Source organism: Bradyrhizobium sp. UFLA06-06 (genome assembly GCF_054820065.1).
This window is the reverse complement of record NZ_JADFUD010000036.1, coordinates 30,553-57,479: the sequence shown is the minus strand read 5'-3', so window position 1 is coordinate 57,479 and position 26,927 is coordinate 30,553. Positions and strand designations below refer to the sequence as shown.

The following is a 26,927-nucleotide window of genomic DNA, read 5'->3' as shown; positions in this document are numbered from 1 at the left end:
AGGAGGCCGCGTATCGCGCTATTGCGGCTTTTTGTCGTTGGAGATGCGGACGAGATAATCCGCCTTGCTGTACTGCATGTGATCGACGCAGAGCTGCGCCAGCGCCCAGCTGTCGCGGCCCTTCAAGAGCTCGATCATCAATTCGTGCTGGCGGCGCGACAATGCGAGGCCCTCGCTGTCGGCGAGATTTTTGGCGCGCATCGGCAGCGTCAGGTTCATGTAGTCCTGCAGCGAGCGGACCAGATAGGGATTGCCGCAGGCGGAGAACAGCGCGAGGTGGAACGCATCGTTGGTCTCGTGAATGCCGCGCATGTCCTGCGCCTCGGCCTTGATGCAGTAATGCCGTTGCAGCTCGCTCAATTGGTCGATCAGGCTTTGCGGCGCGGGCAGGGCAATCATCAGCGCGGCCTGGCGCGTCAGCATCTCGCGCACCTCATAGATCTGTCGCACTTCCTCGGCCGAATAGAACCGCACCGTGGCGCCGACATTCTTTTCGCGCAGCACGATGCCCTGGCGCTCGAGCTGGAACAGCGCCTGGCGGACGAAATGCCGGCTCGCGCCATAGCGCTGCATCAGGGTATCCTCGACCAGCCGCAAACCGGGCGCGAAGCGGCCGAAGATGATGTCCTCCTCCAGCCGGCGGATCACCTCCGCCTGTTCCTCCTCGCGCGAGGGGGCCTGGAGTTCGGGCAATGTGGGCTCGGCTGTCATGCGCTCTCGGCTTTGGTCGATGCCTGAGGTCAGCATGGCGCCACGGTTATTGTCAATAATGGGGGCGATTTTGCCGCAGACCGGCCACCCACCGCGACCGGATTATCTCATATTGACAATAATTCCTGCCGCTCCTTAAGTGCGGCCGAACAACCACGGGATAGAAGAAAATGGCCGACGGACTTCGCAAGGGACTGACAAGCTATGGTGACGCCGGCTTTTCGCTGTTCCTGCGCAAGGCGTTCATCAAGGCAATGGGCTATTCGGACGATGCGCTCAATCGCCCGATCGTCGGCATCACCAACACCTACAGCGACTACAATCCCTGCCACGGCAACGTGCCTCAGATCATCGAGGCGGTGAAGCGCGGCGTGATGCTGTCGGGCGCGATGCCGTTCGTGTTCCCGACCATTTCGATCGCCGAGAGCTTTGCGCATCCGACCTCGATGTATCTGCGTAATCTGATGGCGATGGATACCGAGGAGATGATCCGCGCCCAGCCGATGGATGCGGTGATCGTGATCGGCGGCTGCGACAAGACCCTGCCGGCGCAGATCATGGCCGCCATCAGCGCCGATCTGCCGACGGTGGTGATTCCGGTCGGACCGATGGTGGTCGGCCATCACAAGGGCGAGGTGCTCGGCGCCTGCACGGACTGCCGCAGGCTGTGGGGCAAGTATCGCGCCGGCGAGATCGACGACAACGAGATCGAGGCGGTGAACGGCCGCCTCGCGCCGTCGGTCGGTACCTGCATGGTGATGGGCACCGCCTCCACCATGGCCTGCATCACCGAAGCGCTCGGCCTGTCGCTGCCGATGAGCGCGACGATCCCGGCGCCGCATGCCGAACGCTTCCGCTCTGCGGAGGCCAGTGGCCGCGTCGCCGCCGAGATGGCGAAGACCAAGGGACCGAAGCCGAGCGAGATCCTGACGCCATCCTCGTTCCGCAACGCCCAGGTCGTCATGCAGGCGATCGGCGGCTCGACCAACGGGCTGATCCACCTCACGGCGATCGCCAATCGCTCGCCGCACAAGATCGACCTCGAGGCGTTCGACAAGCTCGGCCGCGAGGTCCCCGTGCTGGTCGACCTCAAGCCGTCGGGCGAACACTACATGGAGCATTTCCATCATGCCGGCGGCGTGCCGAAGCTGATGGCGCAGCTCGGCGACCTCATCGATCTCGATGCCAAAACCATCACCGGCCAGACCTTGCGTGAGGTCGTCGCCAATGCTGAGGATGTGCCGGGGCAGGACGCGATCCGCTCCAAGGCGAACCCGATCAAATCCGAAGGCGCGATGGCGATCCTGCACGGCAATCTCGCGCCGCGCGGCGCCGTGATCAAGCAGTCGGCGGCGAGCCCGAAACTATTGCAGCATATCGGCCGCGCCGTGGTGTTCGAGTCGGTCGAGGACATGACGCTGCGGGTCGACGATCCCGCGCTCGATGTGACCGCCGACGACGTGCTGGTGCTGCGCAATGCCGGCCCGAAGGGCGCGCCGGGCATGCCTGAGGCGGGTTACCTGCCGATCCCGAAGAAACTCGCGCGCGCCGGCGTGAAGGATATGGTCCGCATCTCCGATGCGCGAATGAGCGGCACCGCGTTCGGCACCATCGTGCTGCACATCACGCCGGAATCCGCCGTCGGCGGTCCGCTCGGGCTGGTGCGGAACGGCGACATGATCCGGCTCGATGTCGCCAAGCGCAGCATCGATCTGTTGGTCGACGAGGCCGAATTGCGCAAACGCCGCGACGCGCTCGCGCCGGCCGGGACGCCCGATTGGGCCAAGCGTGGCTACGCGCATCTCTTCAACGAGACCATCCTGCAGGCCGACGAGGGCTGCGATTTCGACTTCATGCGCGCCAAGGGCAAGTAGCAAATCGCAAGTAGCCGGCTTCGTTCGGCCTTGTGGTCGAATTGTCGATAATTTCTGCGCCGCGGCTCTCGATAATACCCGCGGGCGGCTCGTTTCGCCTGTTTTATTGACAATCCCGCGCGACTGGGGGGATGATCCCCTCAACTAAAAGCAGGGGGAACGTCGCGATGGGCTATTCAGCCAGGATCGTCGGGATTGCCATGGCCGCGGCAGCGCTGCTGCTGTCCGCGGGCGCCGGCGCGCAGGAGGTCAAGCATTACCGCTTCGCGCACGATCAGCAGCTCAATACCGGTTATAGCGTCGCCTACGACATGTTCTCCGCCAAGCTCAAGGAATTGAGCAAGGGGACCATGATCGTCGATCAATATCCCGGTGCGCAGCTCGGCCAGGAGCCGCAGCTGCTGCAGCTTGTGAAATCCGGAGACATTGAATTCGCCATCATCTCGTCGGCGAACACTGCAACCATCTCGCCGCAGGCCGGTGTGATGTCGCTGCACTTCCTGTTCCGCGACGCCAACCACGTGGTCAAGGCGCTTGCCGATCCGAAGGTGATCGATGCGATCAAGGCTATGATCGACGACACGTCGCAAGGCCTTCATGTCATCGCGACGGGCAGCCAAGGTGTGAGAAGCATCTATGCGAGGAAGGAAATCCACAACGTCGGCGACCTCAAGGGTGTAAAGATTCGCGTTCAGGCGACGGCTACGGAAGACACGATCTTCCCGGCTTACGCGGCGCAAACCGTCCATATGCCGTTCGGCAGCGTGTACACGTCATTGCAGACCGGCGTGGTCGATGCGGCGGAAAACAGCGTGAACGTTTACCTCGTCAATAAGCACTACGAAGTCGCGCCGGTGCTCTCGATGACCGAGCACGAGGCCAACAATGCGCTGCTGTTCGTCAGCGACAAGCTGTGGCAGAGCCTTTCAGCCGAGCAGAAGGCCTGGGTGACGACGGCGGCCGCCGAGGTGAGCGCCAAGGAGCCGGCGAAGGCGTTCGAACTGGAGAAGGCCGCGGCTGCAAAATTGAAGTCGTTCGGCGTCAAGGTGGTCGAGGACGTGGACAAGAAGAGCTTTACGGCGGTCGCCGATCCCTATCTCGACAAGCTCGCCAAGGATCTCGGGCCCCATGCGGAGAAGATCAAGAATTTGATCCGCGCGGTCAACTAACCCCCTTCCTGCGTCGTCCCGGCGAAGGCCGGGACCCATACGCCGCGGCCCTTCAGTTGAGCGATTAGGTCGCCGACTTTCTGCAAGCAACTCGAGCCGGGGGTTGTGGGTCCCGGCCCCCCGTGCGCAATTGCGCACTAGGCCGGGACGACGAGGAATTTCGAGCATGGCCATCGCCGACATACTGGTGCTGCAACGGCAGCGGTATCTGAAATGGCGGGCGCTCGACCGGCTCGAGCTGATCCTGATGATGCTGTGCGGCTTGCTGTGCTTCGGTTTCTCGCTGTCGGTGACCGCCGATATCGTCACCCGCACCATCGGTCATCCCTGGCTGTGGCTGCAGGAGGTGACCTCGACGCTGTTCATCTACGCGATCTTCATCGGGGCCGCGGTCGCGACACGGCGCAACGACCATCTCTATCTCACCGCGATCTCCGAAGCGCTGCATGGCAGGTCGCGGCTGTTCGTCGAGATCGTCATCCGTCTGGTGGTGCTGGGCGTCGCCTTCTGCCTGGTCTGGTACGGCTATCAAAATTACCTGCGCGGCTTCGGCAGCTTCCGCCTGCCGTCGGGTACGCCGATCGCCTCGCTCTATGCGGTGATCCCACTGTCCGGCATCCTGATCGGCCTGTTCACGATCGAGCAGCTCGTCAACGGCATCCGCAATGGCTTCGACCATCCAGAGCCGCCGGATGACGACCTTCCGATTCCTGCGATCGATACCCGCGCGACGACGGGAGTGCAGCCGTGAGCGCACCGGTCGTGCTTGCGCTGATGTCGTTCTGCTTCCTGTTCTTCGGCTATCTCGGCGTGCCCGTGCCGTTCTCGCTGATGGCCGGCGTGTTCGTCGGCGCAGTGCTATCAGACGTCTCGCTGGCGGCGATCATCCAGAAGATCTTCGACGGCGTCGATTCCGAGGCGCTGCTAGCGATCCCGTTCTTCCTGCTGGTCGGCGAGCTCATGAGCTCGGCCAATGTCGTGGTCCGCATCGCCAACCTGTCGGTCTCGCTGGTCGGCCACATCAGGGGCGGGCTGTCGCAGGTCGTCGTCGTCTTCAGCATGTTCTTCTCGGAGATGTCGGGCTCGACCACCGCCGACGTCGCGGTCATGAGCCGGGCCCTCGGCGGGCCGATGCGGCGGGAAGGGTATGAGCCGGCCTTCATCGCCGCGATCATCGCCTCGGCGTCGACGATCGCAGCGCTGGTGCCGCCGAGCATCACGGCGGTGGTCTATGGCGCGGTCGGCAATGTCTCGATCGCCGGGTTGTTCATGGCCGGCGTGGTCCCCGGGCTGATGATCGGCTTCGGGCTGATGATCTACTGCTACTTCTTCGGGCCCTCGGGACTGCGCAAGCCGCGCGCGCCGCTGCGCCAGGTCGCGTTCGCCGCCGGTGATGCGGCGCTACCGATGATGATCCCGGTGATCCTGCTCGGCGGCATCCTGACCGGCTGGTTCACGCCGACCGAGGCCGGGGTGGTAGCGGTCGCCTACATCATCGTCGTGGTGATCCCGGCGCTGAACCGCGGGCACCTGAAGAAGATCCCGTATGATTTCTGTCTGGCGGGCCTGATCTTCTCGCTGCCGCTGATCACGATCGGCGCGGCGAACGCGTTCGGCTGGATGCTGGCCTATCTGCGCGGCGCGATCTACATCGCCGACTGGATCACCTCGATCGCCGGCAACGATCCGCACCTCATCATGCTCCTGATGGTGTTGCTGTTCACCGTGGTCGGCGACTTCATCGAGCCGGTGCCGACCATCATCATCTTCATGCCGCTGGTCAACGCGCTGACCCAGGCCGGCGACATCAACGGCGTGCATATGGGCGTGGTGCTGATCGCAACGCTGGCGTTCGGCCTGATCACGCCGCCCTACGGGCTCGTGCTGCTGATGGCCTCGAAATTCGTCGGCGTCAGCTTTGCAAAAGCGTTGCGGGCGGCGTTGCCGATCTATGTCGTGTTCCTGGTCACGATCTGCTTCACGATCTATTTTCCGAAGGTCGTGCTGTGGCTGCCCAAGCAGGTGATCCCGGAATCGGTCGGCTGTTTCAAGGCGCCCGGCGGCACGGGGTACATCTGCCCTAACTAATCTTACCGGCACAGAACCCCTCATGGTGAGGAGCGCGGAACGCGCGTCTCGAACCATGAGGCCCGTCTGTGGCCTCGTCCTTCGAGACGCGCGCGATCCGCGCTCCTCAGGATGAGGGGAGAGACCATTGTAACGCTGTCGTAATTATTGTTCCTACTTCGACTTGCTGGTGAACTTCTTCACGGCGACGCGGAAATCGTCGGTATGCATCGCCGTGATGATCTTGTGTTCCTCGGCGTCGAGCTGCTGCTTGGTCGGTGTGGTGGCGGCCTGATAGACCAGTGATTTGGTCCCAGCGATCGCGGCGGGCGGATTTTGCGCCAGGCGCTCGGCGAGCTGCCGCGTCGCCGCCTTCAGCTCGGCCGCGGGGACGGTCTTGACGACGAGACCCCATTCATAGGCCTGCTGCGCGGTGAAACCATCCTCGGCGAGGAAAATCTGCAGCGCGCGGCGGGTCCCGACCGTGCCGACGATGCCGACCGTGCTGCCGCCATCCGGCGACACGCCGATCTTGGCATAGGCGGGCGTGAAGCGGGCATCGTCCGCGGCGATACACAGGTCGGTCACGAACGCGAGGCCCATGCCGGCGCCGGCCGCCGAACCATGCACGCTGGATAGCACGATCTTCGGCATCCGCCGGACCGTCTCGATGAAGGCGTGGTAGTGGTGAAGCATCTCGCCGACCACGGGGGCGACATTGTTGGTTTCGGTCGCAGCGCCGATGGTCTGCAGATCGCCGCCGGCGCAGAAGGCGCGGCCTTCGCCCTCGATGACCAGTACGCGAACGTCCTTGTTGGCTTCGACCTCGGCGCTGAGCTGCTCGAGCTTTTTGGCGATCGTCATGTCGATCGCGTTGAACGCGGCCGGCCGGTTCAGCGTGATGGTCGCGATGGCGCCGTCGATGCGGAGCAAAGCGGGGTCGTTGGCGGAGGGGGCGGGTGCTGGCATATTGAAGACCTTGGGCTTGTTGGTTCCGGACATTTAAGGCCTTGGCGGGAGCCGTGGCAATCCGGCCCGGCGGCCGGGGACCGCGGGTGCGCCCAGAATCGCCTGAGACCCCCTTGCATCGGTGCGAGCCATGAGGCCAAATGGCACGCGCCTTCGGTACGCAGACACGAGCGCTGTGGGGACGGGGCAAGCAAGCTAACATCGACAAGAGGAAACGGCATGGGTTGCTCCTGCTCGCGCGTATTTGGGTTGTTCCGATGACGGGCTCGGTCATCATCGTCGGCGCCGGACACGCCGGCTTCCAGCTCGCGGCGTCGCTGCGCCAGGCCGGCTTCGTCGAACGCATCGCCCTGATCAATGATGAAGGCCATTTGCCGTATCAGCGGCCGCCGCTGTCGAAGGCTTATCTGAAGGGGACCGGCGGGCCCGAAACCCTGATGTTCCGGCCCGACAAGTTCTACCAGGACAACAAGATCGAGCTGATCACCGATCGCGCCCATGCGATCGATCGCAATGCGCGGAAGGTGGCGCTCGCCTCCGGCGCGTCGCTCGACTACGGTCACCTGGTGTTCGCCACCGGCGCGCGGAACCGGCTGTTGGATATCCCCAACGCCAGGCTCGATGCTGTCCGCTACCTGCGCATCCTGGACGAGAGCCAGGCGCTGCGCGATTTGATCGCGCCCGGCATGCGCGTCGTCGTGATCGGTGCCGGCTTCATCGGGCTCGAATTCGCCGCCACCGCCCGGGCCAAGGGCCTCGAGGTCGACGTGGTCGAACTCGCCTCCCGCGTGATGGCGCGGGCGGTGACCGCGGAGATTTCCGAGTTCTCGCAATCCCGCCACAGCGCGGCCGGCATCCGGATTCACATGGGGGTGCAGGTCACGGCGATCGAGGCCGATGGCGGCAAGGTTACCGGCGTCAGCCTGAGCAACGGCACGCATATCCCTGCCGATCTCGTCGTGGTCGGCGTCGGCGTGCTGCCGAATGTCGAGCTTGCCGCGGAGGCCGGCCTGCTGGTGGCATCCGGCATTATCGTCGACGAGCATCTATTGACCGCCGATCCGAATGTCTCCGCGATCGGCGACTGCGCGCTCTACACCAGCAAACGCTTCGGCGGATCGCTGCGGCTCGAGTCGGTGCAGAACGCGACCGACCATGCGCGCTGCGTGGCGTCGCGGCTGACCGGCAAGACCGAGGTCTATGACGGCCTGCCGTGGTTCTGGAGCGACCAGGGCCCCGACAAGCTGCAGATGGCGGGTCTCACCACCGGCTACGACCGCGTCGTGGTGCGCGGCGACCGCGCGCAGGGCGCGTTCTCGGCGTTCTGCTATCGCGGCGACAAACTGCTCGGCATCGAGTCGGTCAACCGCGCCGGCGATCACATGTTCGGCCGCCGGCTGCTCGGTGCCGGTGGCTCGATCACGCCGGAGCAGGCGGGAGATGCGAGCTTTGATTTGAAGAGTGCGCTGGCCTAACAACCTCGTCGTCCCGGCCGAGTGCGCGATTGCGCACGGAGCCGGGACCCATACTCTGCAGCGGGTCTAGTGAACGGGACTCGTCATTCCAGCGCCGCAAACATTTGACAGTCGTGGTTATGGGTCCCGGCCTCCGCCGGGACGACGCGTGGAAAGAACGGCGGCCACCTCATCCGCCGTCGGCATCGACGGCGCGGCTCCCATCCGTTGCACGCAAATCGAGGCGGCGGCGTTGGCGTAGGCCAGGGCGTCGCCGAGCGGCTTGCCGATGGCGAGCTGTGAGGCGAGCGCGCCGACGAAGCAATCGCCAGCGCCTGTGGTGTCGATGGCCTTGACCTCGCGTCCCGGCACGAGCAGCGGCTGGTTCTCGACCAGCGCCAGCACGCCGCGCTTGCCGAGCGTGACGCAGACGATCTTGCCTTGCCCCAAGGTCCGGGCCGCCTGTGCGAAGCGGGACGGGTCGTCGCTGTCGCGCAGCTCCGTGCCGGTCAGATAGCCGAGTTCGGTCTCGTTCAGAACGAGAATGTCGACGAGCTCGAGCAGAGCCTTGTCGGCCTGTTTTGCCGGTGCCGGATTGAGGATCGTGGTGGCGCCGACGGTGCGGGCGCGCCGGAAGAAGGCAGTGATCGCCGGCAGCGGAATCTCGAACTGGCTCACCGCGACGTCACCCTTCATAAGTGAGGGGGCCTTGACATCACGAGCGTCAACGAGCCCGTTGGCGCCCGGCACGACGACGATCGTGTTGTCTGCATTGGCGATCGTGATGATCGCCGTGCCGGAATGCGTGCCATTCGTGGTCTTGACCGAGGTAAGATCGACGCCTTGCGCGGCAAGGAACGCTCGCAGCTCCTTGCCGAACGCATCCATGCCGAGCCGGCCGATCAGCGTGGTCGCTACGCCGAGCTTGGCCGAAGCCACCGCCTGGTTGGCGCCCTTGCCGCCGGGAAAATACAGCACGGCCTCGCCGGCGACGGTTTCGCCGATCCGCGGATGGCGCTCGGCGGTCGCCACCACGTCCATATTGATGCTGCCGGCGACGAAGACGTGCCTCATGGCCTAGCCCCATTCACCGATATCAGGCCTCGGCGCGAAATTCCTGCTTGACGGCTGCGATATCGGCGAGTGTCGGCAAGCCGGCCTCGTTGCCGAGCTTCTGGATCTTGAAGGTCGAGGCTGCACGCGCGAACTTGAAGTGCTCATGCCAGCCTTTGCTCGGGTTCGAAAGGTAGGAGTAGATGTAGGCGCCGTGGAAGACGTCCCCGGCGCCGTTGGTATCGATCACGCGCGCGCGCGGGATCGGGAAGGCCGGCAGCGTGCGCACCGTGCCGGCCTCGTCATACCAGAGCAGGCCGCGCTCGCCCATGGTGACGCCGCCGACCTTGCAGCCGCGGCCCTTGAGATAGTCGAGCATCTGCTCCGGCGTCTTGTCCATCTGCTCGCACAGCCGTTCGGCGACGATCGCAATGTCGATGAATGCGAGCAACTCGTGGGTGTTGGTGCGCAGGCCGCCGCCGTCGAGCGAGGTCAGGATGCCGTCCTCGCGGCACAGCTTTGCATAATGGATCGCGGCGTCCGGCTGGTGGCCGTCGATGTGCAGTGCGCGACAGCCCTTGATGTTCAGCAGCGGAAAGGGGTGGATGTGCTGGTCGTCGCGGCAGCGGACGATGGCGCGCTTGCCGTCGTTCGGCATGATGAAGGACAGCGAGGAGGATTTGACCTTGCGAGGGTGGAACGAGATGCCGTACCTGTCGGCCATGTCCCAGAACATCCGTCCCAGCCAGTCATTGGCCATGGTGGCGATCAGGTCCGGCGGGACGCCGAGCTTGGCGCAGCAGAATGCCGCGGTCACGGCGTTGCCGCCGAACGACACCGCATAGGCGTCGGCGACGTGCTTTTCGTCGCCAACGGGCATGTGATCCGTGATGAAGGTGACGTCGATATAGGTCTGTCCGATGAAGAGAGCCTGCATTCGCTTTCCGTCGTGGCTGGTGTGGTCCCGGCCGGCGGTTCCAGACTAGCATTGCTGATCGGCCGATATCGCTGAAAATATTCGCAACCCTGCCTGGTTTACAGGTAGAGATGATGGCTGCGCCGGGCCCTTCTGGGCGGCATAACGGCCGGCGGCAGTCCGTGGTTCCGGGTTGGGTTAAGGGAGAAACACGATGACGGCAGATTCGGGGAGGTTGCGGCCATGATTACCGGTCTCGATCACGTCGTCGTCCTGACCGGCGACATCGCTGCTGCCAGCGCGGCCTACGAGACGCTGTTCGCGCGGACGCCTTCCTGGCGCTACAGCGGCGGCGGCGCGGACCGCACGCTGTTCACGCTCGACAACACCACGCTGGAATTGGTGGCGCCGCACGGCGACGACGATGCAGCCCAGCGCATCCGCAGCGCGCTTGCCACCCAGGGCGAGGGGCTTGCGAGTCTCTGCTTCCGCACCAGCGATATCGCGAAGACACACCGCAGGCTCGAGCGCTTGACGCTGAAGCCCGAACCCGTCGCGGAGGTCGAGAGCCGCGACGACACCAGTGGCGCCACGCTGTCGTGGAAGCGGACCCGCGCTGCGACCGATGCGACGCGCGGCGTGCGCATGTTCTTCCTGGAGCGCGAGCAGGAGCGGCCGCTATCGGTCCGCACCACGACCGCATCGATCACCGCGATGGATCACGTGGTGGTGTCGACCGCCGATCCGGAACGTGCCGCCGCGCTCTATGGTGCTCGGCTCGGGCTCGACATGGCGCTCGACCGGTCGCATCCGGAGTGGGGCCGGCTGATGTTCTTCCGCTGCGGCGACCTCGTCGTCGAGGTCACGCACCGGCCGGGAAAATCGGAGGCGGACGCGCCGGACCGGCTGCGCGGCATCTGCTGGCGCGTCGCCGATATCGACGCCACACGTGCGCGGCTGATTGCCGCTGGGGTCGACGTCTCCGAAGTCCGCACCGGCCGCAAGCCCGGCACGCGCGTGATGACGGTGCGCAACGGCACATGCGGTGTGCCGACGCTTCTGGTGCAGCCGTCACAGGGAAAGCCAGGCTAGGCCGCGTTTTATCCGCGGGTCGTCCCGGCAGCGTGCGTCGCGCGACCCGGTGGCGCGCCCCTCCGGTGCGCAATTGCGCGCCGGGGAGTGACGAAGAGGGCATCTGCGAGAAATATTCCCGCACGAGCATCACGACAACATTCGTTCTCAAACGTCGCGCGTCATGCTACATTCACCAACCCAGCATCACCGGGCGATCGATTTGGCCAAGGCGAAGCGAATACAGAGATGGCAGCGCGACCCCCAGGGGATGCGGCTGCGGATTCTCGAGGCCGCCAAGCAGGAATTCGCCGCCCATGGCCTCGCCGGAGCGCGGGTCGACCGCATCGCGGCCAACGCCGACGCCAACAAGCGCATGCTGTACTATCACGTCGGCAACAAGGAGGATCTCTATCTCGAGGTGCTGGAAGGCGCCTACGAGAAGATCCGCGCCGAGGAGCGCACCCTCGATCTCGAGCATCTCGATCCGCCCGAGGCGATCGGGCGCCTGATCGATTTCACGTGGAACTATTTTCTGCGTAATCCCGAGTTCCTGGCGCTGCTGAACACCGAAAACCTCGCCAAGGCAAAACACCTGAAGCGTTCGACCAAGGTCAAGTCGATGCACTCGCCCTTTGTCGAGATGATCCGCACCGTGGTGACGCGCGGGGTCGAGAGTGGCGATTTCCGCGTCGCGGTCGATCCGGTGCAGCTCTACATTTCGATCGCCGGGCTGGCGTTCTTCTATCTCTCCAACAGCGCCACGCTGAGCGTGATCTTCGGCCGCGACCTCTTGAAGAAGGACGCCCGCGACGAGCGCCTCGAGCACATGACCGCGCTGGTGCTGGCGGCGCTGACCGGCAAGTCGACGGCAGCGTTCGGTGGGACATTGCCGATGCTGAAGTCGATGGAACACCGCGTGGTGTGAGGCGGCGCGGCTTGTCCGCGCTCATTGCCCATCATTCTGGCGTGTAGCCCGGATGGAGCGAAGCGAAATCCGGGTCTATCCGCGGATCGACGTTCCCGGATTTCGCTGCGCTCCATCCGGGCTACAAAGTTTCACCCGACAAAAATTTTCGCCTGACGAAAGTAGCGGATTTCGGTGCGATTTTGCCGCGCGCTTGGGACTGGACAGTATTTATCCAACGGGTTAATTTCTGAACGAACAGAGAAACTGCAAGGGGAGCGTGACGTGGCGGAGGCAAAGAGCCCTTCGGGCCTGTCGAAGGTGCTGAATGCGGCGTGGGTACGTCCGTTCCTGTTCCTGGTCGTCATCGTGGCGGCCTGGGACCTCGCGATCCGCCTGTTCCATATTCCGGCCTACCAAATTCCCTCGCCCGGCGACGTCGTGGCGGTGCTCTGGAGCGACTGGCCGGAGCTGTTGCGGCAGTCCTGGCCGACAACCTATGCAACGATTTGCGGATTCCTGCTCTCGGCGCTGTTCGGCATTCCCGTCGCGATGCTGATCGCGGGTTCGAAGACGGTCGAGAGCTACGTCTATCCGCTCTTGGTGTTCTCCCAGTCCGTACCGAAGATCGCGATCGCGCCGCTGTTCGTGGTGTGGTTCGGCTTCGGCATCATCCCCAAGGTGATCTCCGCGTTCCTGCTCGGCTTCTTCCCCGTGGTGGTCTCGGCGGTGCAGGGCTTCAAGTCGGTCGACCCTGATATGGTCGATCTGGCGCGCGCGATGCAGGGCAGCCGCTTCCAGGTGTTCCGTGCGGTCAACCTGCCGCACGCGATGCCCGCGATCTTTTCCGGCCTGAAAGTCTCGGTGACGCTCGCCGTGGTCGGCGCCGTCGTCGGAGAGTTCGTCGGCTCCAATTCCGGCATCGGCTATGTGATGCAGCGCTCGATCGGCACCTTCGACCTGCCGACGATGTTCGCCGCGCTGGTGATCCTCGCGCTGCTCGGCGTCATCCTGTTCTGGATCGTCGACCGCATCGAGCGGCTGGTGATCCCCTGGCACGTCAGCCAGCGCGACGACATCATCTTCGCTTCCTAGCGCAGCAACCGGACAAGCGGTCCACACAAGGACCGCGGACAATAAAGGGAGAACAACCATGAAGCGTTTGATTGCGGTCGCAGGCGCCGCGCTGGCCTGGACCGCGCTTGCGGTGGCACCAGTGTCCGCGGCCGACAAGGTCGTGCTGATGCTGAACTGGTACGTCTATGGTGAGCACGCGCCGTTCTATTACGGCAAGGCCAAGGGCATCTATGCCGCTGAGGGCATCGACCTCGAGATCCAGGAAGGCCGTGGCTCGGCCGCGACCACGCAGGCGGTGGCCGCCAAGACCGCCGATTTCGGCTATGTCGACGTGCCCACCATGATGCGCGCCGCGGTGAAGGGCGCGCCCGTGATCGCCACCGGCGTGCTGCTGCAGACCAGCCCGATGTCGGCGATGAGCCTTGCCGACAAGAACATCAGGAAGCCGGAGGACATCAAAGGCAAGACGGTCGCGATCACGCCGGCGGATTCGATGACACAGATCTGGCCGCTGTTCCTGAAGAAGACCGGCCTGAAGGAAAGCGATTTCAACACCGTCGCCGGCGACGGCCAGACCAAGCTCAACGCCGTGATCAACGGCCAGGCCGACCTGCTGCTCGGCTATGTCATGGACCAGTCGATGAAGATCAAGGACGCCACCGGCAAGGACGTCTATCCGATCAAGTTCGCCGACTACGGCATCAACATGGTGTCGTCGGGCATCATCGCGAACTCCGACTATGTGAAGGCCAATACCGACCTGGTCCGCCGCTTCATGTCGGCGACCACCAACGCGGTGGAAGCCGCGGAGAAGGACCCGAAGGCCGCTGCGCAGTCGATCCTCGACGCCAACCCGAAGGGCGGCAAGATCGACACGTTGACGCAAGGCTTCGAGCTGACGATCCCGCTTTATCGCACGGCGGAGACCAGGACCAAGCGGCCGTTCCAGGTCACCGACCAGAACATGACCGAGTCGGTCAATTTGATGGTCGAGTATGGCGGCCTCGACGCCAAGGCCAAGGCCAATCCGAAGGCGTTCTACACCAACGACTATCTGCCGAAGGGTGACTCGTGAGCCGTAGACTTGCGCTGTCGTCCCTGCCGAGTGCGCTGTTGCGCACGGAGCAGGGACCCATAACCACCAACCTTGATTGTTACGGAAGGTCTCCACCCGCGTGCCCGAATGAGAGGACACGGCGTATGGGTCCCTGCTTTCGCGGGGACGACGGGTGGAGAGGGCTGTGATGAATCCTGCAACCAAATCAGCCGATGTCCAGCCCACCGCGCATCTGCGCCTGGTGTCGGACCGCGCGGCGGGCGCCGCGCCGGGTATCAAACTCTCCGGCGTGTCGAAGACCTACCGCTCGCGCGACGGCGATGTGCCGTCGCTGCGGCCGCTCGACTTCACCATCAATGACGGCGAGTTCTTCGTCGTGGTCGGGCCGTCGGGCTGCGGCAAGTCCACGCTGCTGAAGATGATCTCGGGCCTGTTGCCGCCGACGACGGGCGAGGTGCTGGTCGACGGCGAGCCGGTGACGAAACCGCACGGCAATGTCGGCATCGTGTTCCAGAACGCGCTGCTGCTGCCGTGGCGCAACATCCTCTCCAACGTGATGCTGCCGATCGACATGAAGCAGCTGCCGCGGGACAAATATCTTGCCCGCGCCAAGGACCTGCTGAAGCTGGTCGGCCTCGAAGGTTTTGAGAAGAAGCTGCCCTGGCAGCTGTCCGGCGGCATGCAGCAGCGCGCCTCGATCTGCCGCGCGCTGGTGCACGATCCGAAGATCATGCTGATGGACGAGCCGTTCGGCGCGCTCGACGCCATGACGCGCGAGCGGATGAATGTCGAATTGATGCGGATCCAGCGCGAGACCGGCAAGACGGTTCTATTGATCACGCACTCGATTCCCGAGGCCGTGTTCCTCGCTGACCGTGTGCTCGTGATGACCGAGCGGCCCGGCGCGATCGCCGCGATCTACGACGTGCCGATGCCGCGGCCGCGCTCGCTCGAGACGATGTCCGATCCCGTCTTCAACGAACTGGTGCAGCGGATCCGGAAGCATTTCTTCACACAGGGGTCGCTGGACTAACACCCGAGCCTTCAATGCCGCTTCGCCTCAAAGTCAACGATATCGCGTTCTTCGAACGGCCGCTGGTATTCGCCCGGCCGTTCCGCTTCGGCGCGGTGACGATCACCGCATCGACGCAGATGTTCGTGCGGGTCGAGATCGAGGTGGAGGGCAAGGGCCGAGCCACCGGCGCCGGCGCCGAGATGCTGGCACCGAAATGGTTCGACAAGCGGCCGCATCTGACCGAAGCGCAGTCGCTCGACGGACTTCGCCGCTCGCTTGCGACCGCACGCGAGCTCTATCTGGCGAACAAGGGTTTTGACACGGCATTCGGCCTCCATGCCGAATGTACCGGCCCGCAGGTCGCGGCCTGCGCCGCGGAAGACGTTCCGCCGCTCGCCGCCGGCTTCGGCCCGGCCGAGATCGACAAGGCGATCCTGGATGCGTTGCTGCGCGCCGCCGGCGCGAATTTCTTCGATGGCATGGCCGGCAATATCGTCGGCATCGACGCGCGGCTGACACCCGATCTCGACGATGCGGCGATCGCGCGGTTCCTGTCGACGCGCCAACGGCTCGAGCGTGTCGCCGTCAGGCACACGGTCGGGATGGACGACAAGGTTGAAGGCGAGGGCGGCGTCGCCGACCGCAACGAGAACGCCGGTGCGCGCTATTTCAAGCTCAAGCTGAACGGCGATCCCGCGCATGACGCGGCGCGGCTGGCGCGGATCGGCAGCGAGCTCGCAAAGCTGCCTTACGCAACCAGGATCACGCTCGATGCCAACGAGCAATATGCCGACCTTGCCGCGCTGAACGCGCTGGTCGACCGGCTCGACCACGACGCGGCGCTGCAGCCGATCAGGGCAAACCTGCTCTATATCGAGCAGCCGATGCCGCGCGATATCACAAGAGCCTCGCCGCTCGGGAAGCTGGCGGCGCACGGCTTCATCATCGACGAGGCCGACGATTCCTATGATGCATTCCCGCAGGCGCGCGCGCTCGGCTACCGCGGCATCTCCTCGAAATCGTGCAAGGGTATCTACAAGTCGATCATCAACGCCACCCGCGCGGCGGCGTGGAGCGCTGAGAGCGGCGGGTATTTCGTCAGCGGCGAGGACCTGACCTGCCAGGCCGGGCTCGGCGTGCAGCAGGACCTCGCGCTCGGTGCGCTGATCGGCGTCACCCATACCGAGCGCAACGGACACCATTATGTCGATGGCTTTGCCGACACCCCGGCTGACGAGGCCGACGCCTTCCTCACCGCGCATCCCGATCTCTACACGCGCGCGGGCGGCAAGGTCCGCCTCGCGATCCATGACGGCGATCTGCTGACCGAATCGATCGCCGCCGCGCCGGGCTTTGCCAGTTCGATCCATCCGGACTGGTCCACCACGCAGCCGCTCAAGCGGCCAACATCACGCGTTTCGCAGGAGCAGACAGTATGACGACCAAACGCCTCGGCCTGATCATGAACGGCGTCACCGGCCGGATGGGGCTCAACCAGCATCTGATCCGCTCGATCGTCGCGATCCGCGAGCAGGGCGGTGTGCAGCTCGCGAACGGCGACCGCGTCATGCCCGATCCGATCCTGGTCGGCCGCGACGCCGAGAAGGTCGGCGCGTTGGCAAAACGCTACAACATCGAACGCCACACCACCGATCTCGATCGTGCGCTCGCCGACAAGGGCGACACCGTGTTCTTCGACGCCGCGACCACGCAGGCGCGGCCCTCACTGCTGACCAAGGCGATCAATGCCGGCAAGCATGTCTATTGCGAGAAGCCGATCGCGACAAATCTCGAGGAGGCCGTTGCGGTCGTGAAGCTCGCCAATGCCAAGGGCCTCAAGCACGGCACCGTGCAAGACAAGCTGTTCCTGCCGGGCCTGAAGAAGCTCGCTTTCCTGCGCGACTCCGGTTTCTTCGGCCGCATGCTCTCGGTGCGCGGCGAGTTCGGCTATTGGGTGTTCGAAGGCGGCTGGCAGGAGGCGCAGCGGCCGTCGTGGAATTACCGCGCCGAGGATGGCGGCGGCATCATCCTCGACATGGTCTGCCACTGGCGCTACGTGCTCGACAATCTGTTCGGCGAGGTCGAGAGCGTGACCTGCCTCGGCACGACTGATATCCCCGAGCGCTATGACGAGAAGGGCAAGAAATACCAGGCGACCGCCGATGATTCCGCCTACGCCACCTTCCGCCTGAAGGGTGGCGTCATTGCACACATCAACATGAGCTGGGTGACGCGCGTCTACCGCGACGACCTCGTCACCTTCCAGGTCGACGGCACCCACGGCTCGGCGGTCGCGGGGCTCACCGACTGCGTGATCCAGGCACGTCAGGCGACACCGCGGCCGGTGTGGAATCCGGACGAGAAGCGGATGCACGATTTCTATGCCGACTGGCAGAAGCTGCCGGAGAACGTCGTTTACGACAACGGCTTCAAGGAGCAGTGGGAGATGTTCATCCGCCATGTCTGCGAGGATGCGCCCTACAAATACACCCTGCTCGAAGGGGCCAAGGGTGTGCAGCTCGCCGAATGCGCGCTGATGAGCTGGAAGGAGCGGCGCTGGATCGACGTCGCCCCGATATCAGTCTGAGAAAGGACCTTGCCATGAACAAGCCAGTCCTGCCCAAGCCTACCCTGACAAAATCATCGCTGTCGCTGAAACTGCCGACCGCCGGGGGTGGCCTCGAGACCTATCGCCTCGCGGCGTCGCGGACCTTTCCGGCGAAGCTCGAGGGCACGCTGAACCGCGTCGCGTTCTCGGCCGCCCATGTGGTCGCCGATCCCAGCGCCGACGTCGATCCCTGGCTGACGGCCGCGATCGACTGGGACAAGACGATCGCGTTCCGTGAGCACGTCTGGGACCTCGGCCTCGGCGTCGCCGAAGCCATGGACACCGCGCAGCGCGGCATGGGGCTGGACTGGGCGACCTCGCTCGAACTGATCCAGCGCTCGGTGAAGGCGGCAAAGGCCAAGGGCAACGCGCTGGTATTCTCCGGCGCCGGCACCGACCATCTCGCGGTCGAGGACGCCAGGTCGATCGACGATGTGATCCGTGCCTATGAGGAGCAGATCGCGGCAGTGGAGAAGGCAGGGGGGCGCATCATCCTGATGGCCTCGCGCGCTTTGGCAAAGCTCGGCAAGAGCGCTGATGACTACGCCAGGGTCTACAACCGCGTGCTGTTGCAGGTCCGTGAGCCCGTAATCATCCATTGGCTCGGCGACATGTTCGATCCGGCGCTATCAGGCTACTGGGGTACGGCCGATCTCGAAAGGGCGATGGATACGGCGGTTGCGATCATCAACGCCAATGCGGCCAAGGTCGATGGCGTCAAGGTCTCGCTGCTCGACAAGCAGCGTGAGATCGACATGCGGCGCCGGCTCGATCCGCGGGTCAAGATGTATACCGGCGACGACTTCAACTATGCCGAACTGATCGCCGGCGACGACAAGGGCTTTTCCCACGCGCTGCTCGGCATCTTCGATGCCATCGCGCCGGCGGCGTCCTACGCGCTGTCGCGGTTCGCCGCGGGTGACGAGGCCGGCTTCCACGATGTGCTGGGACCGACGGTGCCGTTGTCGCGCCACATCTTCAAGGCGCCGACGCGCTTCTACAAGACCGGCATCGTGTTCATGGCCTATCTCAACGGGCACCAGGACCATTTCACCATGGTCGGCGGGCAGGAGAGCGCGCGCTCGACCTTACATCTTGCCGAGCTGTTCCGGCTCGCCGACAGGGCCGGTCTGCTCGCCAATCCGGAGCTCGCGACGCGCCGGATGACGACGATCCTGGCCACCCGCGGCATCGACGCCTGATGCGCGACTTCTCCAACGACCACCGCTGGCTGTCGCTGAACACGGCGACCGTTCGCAAGCAGGGCGATCTCCTCGCCATCGTCGAGGCCTGCGCGCGCCATGGCATCCGCGCCATCGATCCCTGGCGCGACCAGGTCGCAGCCGTCGGCCTCGATCGCGCCGTCCGTGCGATCAAGGATGCCGGGCTCGATCTGTCGGGCTATTGCCGCGGCGGCATGTTCACGGCCGATGGCGCGCGTTGCAGCGAGGCGCGCGACGACAACCGCCGCGCGGTCGACGAGGCGGCGGCACTCGGCGCCTCCTGCATCGTGCTGGTGGTCGGCGGCCTGCCGCAATATTCCCGGCCGGGCAGCGCGGCTTCGAAGGACATCGCGGCCGCGCGCCAACAGGTGCACGACGGCATCGCCGAGATGCTGGATTATGCGAAGCAGGCAAAGCTGCCGCTCGCGATCGAGCCGCTGCATCCGGCCTATGCCGCCGACCGCGCCTGCGTGAACACCACCAAGCATGCGCTCGATATCTGCGACGCCCTCGATCCCGACAGAACCGGCGCAATCGGCGTCGCGCTCGACGTCTATCACATCTGGTGGGATCCGGAACTGATGAGCCAGATCGCGCGCGCCGGCCAGGATCGCCTGCTCACGTTCCACGTCTGCGACTGGCTGGTGCCGACCAAGGACATCCTCAACGACCGCGGCATGATGGGCGACGGCGTCATCGACATCAGATCGGTGCGCGCCGCCGTCGAGGCGCAGGGCTTTGCCGGCTATTCGGAGATCGAGATCTTCTCGAATGACTGGTGGGGCCGTCCGCTCGACGAGGTGCTGCGAACCTGCATCGAGCGGCACCGGACGGTGGTCTAGGACCTGATGAGATTAGGTTGAGCTGGAACGGCGTCGAGAGTTCACCTCTCCCTTGGGAGAGGTCGATTTGCGCAGCAAATCGGGTGAGGGGTTGCGGTCTATTGAGAGAGCAAGAGCCCTCACCCGGATTGCACTGGACGATGCTTCGCATCGCCAAGCGCAATCCGACCTCTCCCCAACGGGGAGAGGTGAACCAAGACCGCGCCAAGCAGCCGCATGCCCGCTTCGCGCTCAGGACTCCTCGTTGCGGTGCTCGATCTCCAGCGTGACCAGCCGCGCCAGCAGCGTTGCCGGATAGAGCTGGCCGAAGATCGCCTCGAGATTGCACAGGCTCCGCGCGATCGGATGCAGCGGAGCGACGTCGCCATAACCTGTCGTCGTGAGCGTGGCGAAGCTGAAATAGAGGACGCGGCTCGCCAGCGTCGGGCTGTCTTCCACCTTCATGCCGGGAAATGCGTCGGGCCTCAGCGTGCCGACAAAGGTGAAAAGCGCTGCGAAGATCACGGCGACCGTGAGATAGAGCAGAACCGCGCCGATCACACGGTGATAGGTGACGCGGCCGGGCGCAAACGTCGCGCGCGCCACCGTCACGGCCATGGTGAGGCCGACGAGCAGCCAGGACCCGGCAAACAGGTTGAGATCGACAATCGAAGGTGAGCGCAACCTCAGGATTCCGCCCGTGACGATCATGACGAGCGCGACCAGCATCGTGACGACCGCCACCGCGCTGCCTGACATCAGGAAGACGCCGCCGACCAGGACCAGCGCGAGCAGGAGTTCAAAAATCTGGAATTCGAACAGGCCCAACGCCTGCAACGGCGCGACCACGAAAATCATGACCACGAGCAGGATAGTGAGCACCGTCAATAAGGAATCGCCCCAGCGCTCGCGTAGCTCGCCAGTGTTCATCCAGCCGCGCGTCATTCCCGCCCCGTCATTCGGCATCGCATCGGGATGCCGGTGACAGACATTGCTGCGCGTCGGCCGCAAAGGCAAGATGGGGGACAGGCGTCCTATGGCGCACCCGGCGATCCAGATCGCCCGCCGGCCGTCTCAGGGGCTCGCGACCTGTTGCAACGTGTTGAAGCGGGCTTTCTGCTCGCTGCTCAGCATCGTATAGAACTCATCCAGTGCAGGCTCGATCAGCTTCGCGGCCTTTTGCATGGCCTCGAGCCGGTGCTGCATCGCCTCCAGCCGGCCGACCGGCGTCAGCGGCACGTCGTTCGGACAGGCCGCCTGCAAATCCGCGATGGCTTTTGTGGTCGCATCGCTCAGGCGGTCGAGCGCTTCCTTTTGCTTGCCCGCCGGATGAAGCGAGGCCGCGATCCGGTTGATCGGCAGCCGGGCCAGGTCGGATTTCGAATCGCCGCAATTGCCGGTTTGCGCGGTCGCCCTCTGCTGCTGCGGTGAACGCTCGCCGACATGTGGACCGAGCGCATTGAAGCGGGCCTGCTGCTCGTCGCTGAGCGAGCTGTAGAAATTCTCCAGCGCCGGCCGCACGATCTTGATCGCCTCGAGCGTCGCGCTGATGCGGTTTTGCATCGACCGCAAGCGGCCGGTTGGCGTCATGGCATAGCTGTCCGTGCAGGAGTCCTTGAAGACATTGGCAGCCCTGGTCGCCGCCGTCCTCAGCTCGTCGAGCAGCGTGCGCTGCTCGGCGCTGGGCCGTACCGCACGCGTGATGTCGGCAAGCGGCCAGGCCGTGACGCCCTTGTCCGGTTCTCCGCACAGCTGCTGGATCGCCTGCGGACTCATGTCGGTGCGCGGACGAGACCGATTACGGCCTGCGGCGCCCCGATAGTCATCCGGGTTGATGCTGGCGTAGGCGGAATAGGGACTGTTGGTGTCCCAGAATACGGTGTCGACGAAGTCGTCATAGGCATAGGCCCAATAACCGGGCTCGTAGGCATAGGACCAGAACGTGTAGTCAAAAATATCCGAATAGGCGTAGGGCCAGAACACCGGGCCAAGCCACGCCACGAACGCCGCGCGATGGCCGCGTCGCCAGGCATGCCGGGGCGCCCAGCCGCTCTCGCGCGCGGCAAGCGCGGCCTGGCCTTGCGCACCTGCCTGCTCGCGGAAGTGCGCGGCAAATCGCTCGCGCTGAGCCGCGTGCGTCGCGGCCGTGGTCGCGACCGCGGCTCCAACCGTCGCTGCCGCTGCCGGCGCCAATCTCTGCTGGCGGGCAACGTCGGTTTGCTGCGCACGCTGCTCGCGTTGCAACAGGCGGTTCTGCGCCTGCAGGGTACGGTCATGGACGCGTTGCGCGCGTGCGCCTTGCACCTTTTGCGACTGCAATTGCTGCACGCGTTGCTGCAGGCGATCGATCCGGGTTTGCCGCTCGGTGGTCTGGCGCGAGAACGCGTCACGCTGCCGCTGCTGCGCCGCCTGCTGGCGTTGCTGGATCATTTGCTGATGCTGCTGCGCGCGCTGTTGAACGCGCTCCGTCGGCGACGGCCGCTCGCTCAAGCGCGACGGTGGGCTCGGGCGTGATGGCGCCGCGATATGCGGAGCCTGACGCTGCGGCGCTCCTCGACGGAATTCGGGGCGTGGCGTTGCGACACGCGGCGCGGCGATATGGGGGGCCTGGCGTACCGACGGGGCGGCGAAATGCGGTGCCGGGCGCGGCGCCATCGCCGGTCGCTGCGGGGCGTGGAACGCGGGTGCCGCCGGTCGTGCCATCGCGGGTGGCCGCGCCATTGCAGGCGGTCTCGCCATTGCGGGCGGCCTGGCCATCGCGGGAGGGGCGGCGTGTACCATCGGGGCGGGACGCGCCATTGCGGCCGGTGCAGCCGGCCTTGCCGCCGGTGGACCCTTTCCGTGTGGCTGGGCGGACGCGCCGCCGTTCGCCACGAGCATCGAGCTGCCAATCGAAAAGACAACAAACAAAGCGCGACGGGAAAGCATGAGCGTAGCTCTCGTTTCAACAGTCGCCCGCAGTGCTTTAACGCACTGACGTCGGATTCGTTCGTTGTGGTTACGGCCGGCGTTACGGTCTTCCGACCAGGGAACCGTCAGGAGACATCCTGCGTGAGGGCCGCCGCGATCCGCTCCGTCGCCCAGTCGACCTGATCGCCCGTGATTACCAACGGCGGAGCGATCCGGATGGTGTGCTCGTGGGTGTCCTTGGCGAGGATGCCGCGCGCCTGCAGCGCCAGACAGTAGCGGCGGGCACCGCCGGCTTCCGGATGCAGCTCGATCGCCAGCATCAGCCCGCGCCCGCGCACCTCGCGGATGACGTTGGCGCGGATGTCCTGCAATCCGGCGAGGAAGCGCGCGCCCTGTTGCGACGCGTTCTCGATCATTCCCTCGTCGATCAGCACGCGTAGCGCCGCCCGCGCCACCGCGCAGGCCAGCGGGTTGCCGCCGAAGGTCGAGCCGTGCTGGCCCGGCCGCAACGTGCCGAGCACGGCGTTGTTGGAAAGCACCGCCGACACCGGATAGAAGCCGCCCGACAGCGCCTTGCCGAGCAGCGTCACGTCGGCTTCGATCCCTTCGTGCTGCTCGGCGAGCAGCTTGCCGGTGCGGCCGAGCCCAGTCTGAATCTCGTCGAGCACAAGCATTACATTGTGCGCGGTGCACAGCTCGCGCACGCGGACGAAATAGCCTGGCGGAGGAATCACGACGCCGGCTTCGCCCTGGATCGGCTCGACCAGGAAGGCCGCGGTGTTCGGCGTGATCGCCTGCTCGAGCGCGGCGGCATCGCCGAACGGGATGATCTTGAAGCCCGGCGCGAACGGGCCGAAATGGTCGCGCGAACCGGGGTCGGTCGAGAAGCCGACGATGCCGAGCGTGCGTCCGTGGAAATTATTGGCGCAGACGATGATCTCGGCCTGCCCGTCCGGCACGCCCTTGACCTCATAGGCCCATTTGCGCACCGACTTGATCGCGCTCTCCACCGCCTCGGCGCCGCTGTTCATCGGCAGCACCTTGTGCGAGCCGGTCAGTTCCGCGAGCTCGCGGTAGAAGGGAGCGAGCTGGTCGTTGTGGAAGGCGCGCGAGGTCAGCGTCAGCCGATGCGCCTGCTCGATCATTGCGGCGAGGATCTTCGGATGGCAGTGGCCCTGGCTCACCGCCGAATAGGCGGAGAGACAGTCGAGATACCGGTTGCCATCGGTATCCCAGACCCAGACGCCTTCGCCGCGGGACAGCACGACCCCGATCGGCTCATAATTGTAGGTGCCGAACTGCGCTTCGGTTGCGAGGAAATCAGTGACCGATGCATTCATCATGCGTCACTCCCGCTGCAGCGCACCAGAGATTACATCAAATCGTGCCTGCAGTTGATTTGGGCATCGGTTCCTCCACAGGGAAGTGTGTCGCCGGCCAAATTCGCAGGCGACAGTTTATGCGCTGATGCTGCAGGGCACGCTGAGGAAGCCGCGGAAGCGCACCCGCCCGCCGCGCACCGGCTCGCCGTCGAGCGCGTAGTTCGGGAAGCGTTCAAGGAACCGCGAGATCGCGATGGCGCCTTCGAGCCGCGCCAGCGCCATGCCGGCGCATTGATGCGCGCCGGTGCCGAAGGCGAGGTGCCGGTTCGGCGTGCGCGCGACGTCGAAGCCTTCGGGATTGGGGAATTGCGCCGGGTCGCGGTTGGCGGCGCCGATGCACAGCGTGACCAGCGTGCCCGCCGGCAGCTTGATGCCGCCAAGCTCGGTCTCTTCCACGATCATGCGGTTGCCGAGCTGGTTCGAGCTTTCGTAGCGCAGCATCTCCTCGACCGCGGTCTTGATCAACTCGGGTTGCGCGATCAGCCGTTGCTTCTGATCCGGATTTTGGGTGAGCGTCACCAACCCATTGCCGATCAGATTGGTCGTGGTCTCATGGCCGGCGTTGAGCAGGAAGATGCAGTTGTGCAGCAATTCCTTCGCGGTCAGCCGCTCGCCATTGTCCTCGCCCTGGATCAGCCTTGTCAGCACGTCGCGTTCCGGATTGCCAGGCTTCTTGCGGCGGCGTTCAACCAGCGTTTCGAGATAGGCGAGAAAATCCTTCACCGCATTGTTGCCGCGGTCGAACGCGTCCTTGCCGATCACCGGCTCCAGCGCGCCCAGAATCGCCAGCGACCAGTCGCGCAGCGGCTCGCGTTCGTCGTGCGGCACGTCGAGCAGATTGCCGATCACCTCGACCGGAATTGCCGAGGCGAAGTCGCCGATCAACTCGAAGCGGTCGCGGGTCTCGATCCGGTCGAGCAGGCTGTCGACCAGCGCGATCAGGTCAGGCTCCATGCCGGCGATCGCCCACGGCGACAATGCGCCCATGATCAGCCGCCGCACGCGGGTATGCGCCGGCGGATCGTTGAAGACGAGGCTGGTCGTGTGATGCTCGTAGAGCAGCGAGTTGCCGTATTTCGGCAAGAACTCCTTCTTCTTGTCGGAGGAGAATACCTTGGTGTTCTTGTAGGCAGCGATGAGGTCGTCGTAGCGGGTGAGAAAATAGCAGCCGTTCGGCAGCCGCTTGACCGGCGCGTTCTCGCGCAACGCGCGATAGGTCGGGTAGGGGTCGGCGTAGAACTCCGGCGTCAGCTTCTCCAGGTCGAAGCCGTCAGCCAGCTCGCGCGCGTGTTCGTTCATGGCGCATCCAACCCAATTAGTTTCATTTGCAACTATCGTAAGCCGCGGGCGGCGGCCGCGCAACACAATTTGCCAGGCGCCGGGCACAGCGCGCCCGGCGTCGCGTGGTGCGAGTAAATCGCAGAGCCATATGCGGTTTTGCGCTTTGATGAAGCGCGCGCGCCCCTCTACAGTCGCGACCAAACAACAAGACCGGAAACGCCAATGCATGCCCGTGCCGACACTGCGGCCTCCTGGCCCGAGGAGATCTTCTCGATATTGCAGCGCTTCGAGGTGCGTCAGGTGCCCTACGTGCCGGACGCCGGGCATTCAGAGCTGATCGAGCGGGTGCTGGGGTCGTCCTCGATGCGCGGCATTGCGCTGACCACCGAGGAGGAGGGCGTGGCGCTGCTCGCGGGCGCCTGGGCCGGCGGCCAGCGCGGCGTGCTGCTGATGCAGTCGAGCGGGGTCGGCAATTGCATCAACATGCTGTCGCTGGTGCAGATCTTCCGCTTGCCGTTCCTCACGCTGGTGACGATGCGCGGCGAATGGGGCGAGTTCAATCCCTGGCAGGTGCCGATGGGCTCGAACACGCAAGGGATCCTCGAACTGTCCGGGATCAAGGTGCTGCGCGCCTCGCACCCTGAAGAGGTCCGCGAAGTCGTCGAGGCCGGCGCAGCGCAGGCCTATAACGCCTGCACGCCCACCGCCGTCCTGCTGTCGCAGCGCCTGATCGGGGCAAAGGTCTTCACCAAATGAGCAAAGCCAATCTCCTCGACCGCCGTGCCGTCGTTTCCGAACTGCTCAGGGATCGCAAGGGCGCCTTCGCCGTCGGCGGCCTCGGCGCCTCGACCTATGACATCGCCGCCGCCGGCGACCACGACCGCAACTTCTATCTCTGGGGCGGCATGGGCGGCGCCGTGATGATCGGGCTCGGCCTCGCGCTGGCCCAGCCGACGCTGCCGGTCGTCGTGATCACCGGCGACGGCGAGATGCTGATGGGGATGGGGAGCCTTGCCACCGTCGGCCTGCAGCAGCCCAAAAATCTGTCGATCATCGTGCTGGACAACGAGGCTTATGGCGAGACCGGCGGCCAGGCCAGCCACACCGGCGGGCCTGCCGACCTGGTCGGTGTTGCCAAAGCCTGCGGAATCGGAGATAGCCGGGCGATCAGCACGATGGCTGAGGTCGAGGCTTTTGCCTCGTCTTTGCAAGATGTTACGGCGGGGCCGCGGTTCGCCAGCGCCAAGATCGACGGGGCCAATCTGGAGCGCGTGCTGTCCAGCCGCGACGGTACCTACCTCGTGAACCGCATCAGAGGGTCGATCGGCCACACTCCTATTTAAAGTGGCTTTCGCGGTGCAA

General features: G+C 64.9%; 25 protein-coding genes. 17 read left to right on the top strand and 8 right to left on the bottom strand.

What is annotated here, in order from left to right; genetic code table 11:
* Nucleotides 1-18: 18 nt before the first annotated feature.
* Nucleotides 19-711: a GntR family transcriptional regulator gene (locus IF803_RS27080; RefSeq protein WP_028331865.1), complete on the bottom strand. Its 693-nt coding sequence runs from the start codon at nt 709-711 to the stop codon at nt 19-21.
* A 170-nt stretch (nt 712-881) separates the two neighbouring features.
* Between IF803_RS27080 and IF803_RS27075 the strand changes: the two genes are divergently transcribed.
* From IF803_RS27075 to IF803_RS27060, 4 genes are all read left to right on the top strand, one after another.
* Nucleotides 882-2,585, top strand: coding sequence for an IlvD/Edd family dehydratase (locus tag IF803_RS27075; protein ID WP_461194152.1), 1,704 nt, complete (start codon nt 882-884; stop codon nt 2,583-2,585).
* Nucleotides 2,586-2,752: 167 nt separating this feature from the next.
* Nucleotides 2,753-3,754 (top strand): TRAP transporter substrate-binding protein, encoded by a 1,002-nt coding sequence (locus IF803_RS27070; RefSeq protein ID WP_461194150.1) that lies wholly within the window; start codon nt 2,753-2,755, stop codon nt 3,752-3,754.
* Between the two features lie 166 nt (nt 3,755-3,920).
* The gene (locus IF803_RS27065) at nt 3,921-4,505 is read left to right on the top strand and encodes a TRAP transporter small permease (protein WP_304499241.1); all 585 of its coding nucleotides are present in this window, start codon (nt 3,921-3,923) and stop codon (nt 4,503-4,505) included.
* Nucleotides 4,502-5,842, top strand: coding sequence for a TRAP transporter large permease (locus tag IF803_RS27060; RefSeq protein ID WP_411780386.1), 1,341 nt, complete (start codon nt 4,502-4,504; stop codon nt 5,840-5,842). The genes IF803_RS27065 and IF803_RS27060 overlap by 4 nt, the downstream gene beginning before the upstream one ends.
* 153 nt (nt 5,843-5,995) lie before the next feature.
* Here IF803_RS27060 and IF803_RS27055 read toward each other — a convergent pair whose 3' ends face one another.
* Nucleotides 5,996-6,790 carry an enoyl-CoA hydratase/isomerase family protein gene (locus IF803_RS27055; RefSeq protein ID WP_461194148.1) on the bottom strand — a complete coding sequence of 265 codons (795 nt, stop codon included), beginning with the start codon at nt 6,788-6,790 and terminating at the stop codon, nt 5,996-5,998.
* 257 nt (nt 6,791-7,047) lie between these two features.
* Between IF803_RS27055 and IF803_RS27050 the strand changes: the two genes are divergently transcribed.
* Nucleotides 7,048-8,265: an NAD(P)/FAD-dependent oxidoreductase gene (locus tag IF803_RS27050; RefSeq protein ID WP_461194147.1), complete on the top strand. Its 1,218-nt coding sequence runs from the start codon at nt 7,048-7,050 to the stop codon at nt 8,263-8,265.
* 117 nt (nt 8,266-8,382) lie between these two features.
* Here the strand turns inward: IF803_RS27050 and rbsK are convergent, their stop codons facing one another.
* Both rbsK and IF803_RS27040 read right to left on the bottom strand, forming a co-directional pair.
* The gene (gene rbsK, locus IF803_RS27045; RefSeq protein ID WP_461194146.1) at nt 8,383-9,318 is read right to left on the bottom strand and encodes a ribokinase; all 936 of its coding nucleotides are present in this window, start codon (nt 9,316-9,318) and stop codon (nt 8,383-8,385) included.
* 22 nt (nt 9,319-9,340) lie between these two features.
* Nucleotides 9,341-10,234 carry a sugar kinase gene (locus tag IF803_RS27040; protein WP_028338830.1) on the bottom strand — a complete coding sequence of 298 codons (894 nt, stop codon included), beginning with the start codon at nt 10,232-10,234 and terminating at the stop codon, nt 9,341-9,343.
* Nucleotides 10,235-10,456: 222 nt separating this feature from the next.
* Between IF803_RS27040 and IF803_RS27035 the strand changes: the two genes are divergently transcribed.
* From IF803_RS27035 to IF803_RS26995, 9 genes are all read left to right on the top strand, one after another.
* The gene (locus tag IF803_RS27035; protein WP_461194144.1) at nt 10,457-11,305 is read left to right on the top strand and encodes a VOC family protein; all 849 of its coding nucleotides are present in this window, start codon (nt 10,457-10,459) and stop codon (nt 11,303-11,305) included.
* Between the two features lie 250 nt (nt 11,306-11,555).
* Complete coding sequence (locus IF803_RS27030) at nt 11,556-12,212, top strand: TetR/AcrR family transcriptional regulator (protein WP_304499247.1); 657 nt, start codon at nt 11,556-11,558, stop codon at nt 12,210-12,212.
* A gap of 264 nt (nt 12,213-12,476) precedes the next feature.
* The gene (locus IF803_RS27025) at nt 12,477-13,286 is read left to right on the top strand and encodes an ABC transporter permease (protein ID WP_016842153.1); all 810 of its coding nucleotides are present in this window, start codon (nt 12,477-12,479) and stop codon (nt 13,284-13,286) included.
* 58 nt (nt 13,287-13,344) lie between these two features.
* On the top strand, nt 13,345-14,343 hold the full coding sequence (locus IF803_RS27020; RefSeq protein WP_461194143.1) for an ABC transporter substrate-binding protein: 999 nt from the start codon (nt 13,345-13,347) through the stop codon (nt 14,341-14,343).
* Between the two features lie 169 nt (nt 14,344-14,512).
* Nucleotides 14,513-15,358: an ABC transporter ATP-binding protein gene (locus IF803_RS27015; protein WP_461194142.1), complete on the top strand. Its 846-nt coding sequence runs from the start codon at nt 14,513-14,515 to the stop codon at nt 15,356-15,358.
* Nucleotides 15,359-15,372: 14 nt separating this feature from the next.
* Entirely contained in the window at nt 15,373-16,779 is a 1,407-nt protein-coding gene (locus IF803_RS27010) for a hypothetical protein (RefSeq protein WP_461194141.1), read from the top strand.
* Complete coding sequence (locus tag IF803_RS27005; RefSeq protein WP_461194140.1) at nt 16,776-17,927, top strand: Gfo/Idh/MocA family protein; 1,152 nt, start codon at nt 16,776-16,778, stop codon at nt 17,925-17,927. Before IF803_RS27010 ends, IF803_RS27005 begins: the two co-directional genes overlap by 4 nt.
* Before the next feature lie 14 nt (nt 17,928-17,941).
* Nucleotides 17,942-19,150 carry a dihydrodipicolinate synthase family protein gene (locus IF803_RS27000; RefSeq protein WP_461194138.1) on the top strand — a complete coding sequence of 403 codons (1,209 nt, stop codon included), beginning with the start codon at nt 17,942-17,944 and terminating at the stop codon, nt 19,148-19,150.
* Complete coding sequence (locus tag IF803_RS26995; RefSeq protein ID WP_461194137.1) at nt 19,150-20,013, top strand: sugar phosphate isomerase/epimerase family protein; 864 nt, start codon at nt 19,150-19,152, stop codon at nt 20,011-20,013. The genes IF803_RS27000 and IF803_RS26995 overlap by 1 nt, the downstream gene beginning before the upstream one ends.
* A gap of 231 nt (nt 20,014-20,244) precedes the next feature.
* Here IF803_RS26995 and IF803_RS26990 read toward each other — a convergent pair whose 3' ends face one another.
* Nucleotides 20,245-20,874 carry an ion channel gene (locus IF803_RS26990; RefSeq protein WP_461194167.1) on the bottom strand — a complete coding sequence of 210 codons (630 nt, stop codon included), beginning with the start codon at nt 20,872-20,874 and terminating at the stop codon, nt 20,245-20,247.
* Between the two features lie 192 nt (nt 20,875-21,066).
* A complete protein-coding gene (locus IF803_RS26985) occupies nt 21,067-21,993 on the bottom strand; it encodes a Spy/CpxP family protein refolding chaperone (protein WP_461194136.1) in 927 nt (308 codons plus the stop codon).
* A gap of 12 nt (nt 21,994-22,005) precedes the next feature.
* Here IF803_RS26985 and IF803_RS26980 point away from each other — a divergent pair, with 12 nt between their 5' ends.
* Nucleotides 22,006-22,506, top strand: a complete 501-nt coding sequence (locus tag IF803_RS26980) for a hypothetical protein (RefSeq protein WP_461194135.1) — start codon at nt 22,006-22,008, stop codon at nt 22,504-22,506.
* 521 nt (nt 22,507-23,027) lie between these two features.
* Here IF803_RS26980 and rocD read toward each other — a convergent pair.
* Both rocD and IF803_RS26970 read right to left on the bottom strand, forming a co-directional pair.
* On the bottom strand, nt 23,028-24,242 hold the full coding sequence (gene rocD, locus IF803_RS26975) for an ornithine--oxo-acid transaminase (RefSeq protein ID WP_304500246.1): 1,215 nt from the start codon (nt 24,240-24,242) through the stop codon (nt 23,028-23,030).
* 117 nt (nt 24,243-24,359) lie between these two features.
* A complete protein-coding gene (locus tag IF803_RS26970; protein WP_461194134.1) occupies nt 24,360-25,583 on the bottom strand; it encodes a cytochrome P450 in 1,224 nt (407 codons plus the stop codon).
* A 204-nt stretch (nt 25,584-25,787) separates the two neighbouring features.
* On the opposite strand from IF803_RS26970, the gene IF803_RS26965 reads away from it, so the two are divergent.
* Both IF803_RS26965 and IF803_RS26960 read left to right on the top strand, forming a co-directional pair.
* Nucleotides 25,788-26,321: a thiamine pyrophosphate-binding protein gene (locus tag IF803_RS26965; RefSeq protein ID WP_018270486.1), complete on the top strand. Its 534-nt coding sequence runs from the start codon at nt 25,788-25,790 to the stop codon at nt 26,319-26,321.
* The gene (locus IF803_RS26960) at nt 26,318-26,908 is read left to right on the top strand and encodes a thiamine pyrophosphate-dependent enzyme (RefSeq protein ID WP_304499255.1); all 591 of its coding nucleotides are present in this window, start codon (nt 26,318-26,320) and stop codon (nt 26,906-26,908) included. The genes IF803_RS26965 and IF803_RS26960 overlap by 4 nt, the downstream gene beginning before the upstream one ends.
* Nucleotides 26,909-26,927: the final 19 nt, after the last annotated feature.

Excerpts from the sequence above, each read along its gene's own strand:
- IF803_RS27075 (WP_461194152.1), top strand. The coding sequence starts at position 882 with ATGGCCGACGGACTTCGCAAGGGACTGACAAGCTATGGTGACGCCGGC.
- IF803_RS27030 (WP_304499247.1), top strand. The coding sequence starts at position 11,556 with ATGCGGCTGCGGATTCTCGAGGCCGCCAAGCAGGAATTCGCCGCCCAT.
- IF803_RS27035 (WP_461194144.1), top strand. The coding sequence starts at position 10,457 with ATGATTACCGGTCTCGATCACGTCGTCGTCCTGACCGGCGACATCGCT.
- IF803_RS27055 (WP_461194148.1), bottom strand. The coding sequence starts at position 6,790 with ATGCCAGCACCCGCCCCCTCCGCCAACGACCCCGCTTTGCTCCGCATC.
- IF803_RS27010 (WP_461194141.1), top strand. The coding sequence starts at position 15,373 with ATGCCGCTTCGCCTCAAAGTCAACGATATCGCGTTCTTCGAACGGCCG.
- IF803_RS27040 (WP_028338830.1), bottom strand. The coding sequence starts at position 10,234 with ATGCAGGCTCTCTTCATCGGACAGACCTATATCGACGTCACCTTCATC.
- rbsK (WP_461194146.1), bottom strand. The coding sequence starts at position 9,318 with ATGAGGCACGTCTTCGTCGCCGGCAGCATCAATATGGACGTGGTGGCG.
- IF803_RS27005 (WP_461194140.1), top strand. The coding sequence starts at position 16,776 with ATGACGACCAAACGCCTCGGCCTGATCATGAACGGCGTCACCGGCCGG.
- IF803_RS26965 (WP_018270486.1), top strand. The coding sequence starts at position 25,788 with ATGCATGCCCGTGCCGACACTGCGGCCTCCTGGCCCGAGGAGATCTTC.
- IF803_RS27070 (WP_461194150.1), top strand. The coding sequence starts at position 2,753 with ATGGGCTATTCAGCCAGGATCGTCGGGATTGCCATGGCCGCGGCAGCG.
- IF803_RS27000 (WP_461194138.1), top strand. The coding sequence starts at position 17,942 with ATGAACAAGCCAGTCCTGCCCAAGCCTACCCTGACAAAATCATCGCTG.
- IF803_RS27020 (WP_461194143.1), top strand. The coding sequence starts at position 13,345 with ATGAAGCGTTTGATTGCGGTCGCAGGCGCCGCGCTGGCCTGGACCGCG.
- IF803_RS26980 (WP_461194135.1), top strand. The coding sequence starts at position 22,006 with ATGGCCGCGTCGCCAGGCATGCCGGGGCGCCCAGCCGCTCTCGCGCGC.
- IF803_RS26960 (WP_304499255.1), top strand. The coding sequence starts at position 26,318 with ATGAGCAAAGCCAATCTCCTCGACCGCCGTGCCGTCGTTTCCGAACTG.
- IF803_RS26970 (WP_461194134.1), bottom strand. The coding sequence starts at position 25,583 with ATGAACGAACACGCGCGCGAGCTGGCTGACGGCTTCGACCTGGAGAAG.
- IF803_RS27065 (WP_304499241.1), top strand. The coding sequence starts at position 3,921 with ATGGCCATCGCCGACATACTGGTGCTGCAACGGCAGCGGTATCTGAAA.
- IF803_RS27015 (WP_461194142.1), top strand. The coding sequence starts at position 14,513 with ATGAATCCTGCAACCAAATCAGCCGATGTCCAGCCCACCGCGCATCTG.
- IF803_RS27050 (WP_461194147.1), top strand. The coding sequence starts at position 7,048 with ATGACGGGCTCGGTCATCATCGTCGGCGCCGGACACGCCGGCTTCCAG.
- IF803_RS26995 (WP_461194137.1), top strand. The coding sequence starts at position 19,150 with ATGCGCGACTTCTCCAACGACCACCGCTGGCTGTCGCTGAACACGGCG.
- rocD (WP_304500246.1), bottom strand. The coding sequence starts at position 24,242 with ATGAATGCATCGGTCACTGATTTCCTCGCAACCGAAGCGCAGTTCGGC.
- IF803_RS27080 (WP_028331865.1), bottom strand. The coding sequence starts at position 711 with ATGACAGCCGAGCCCACATTGCCCGAACTCCAGGCCCCCTCGCGCGAG.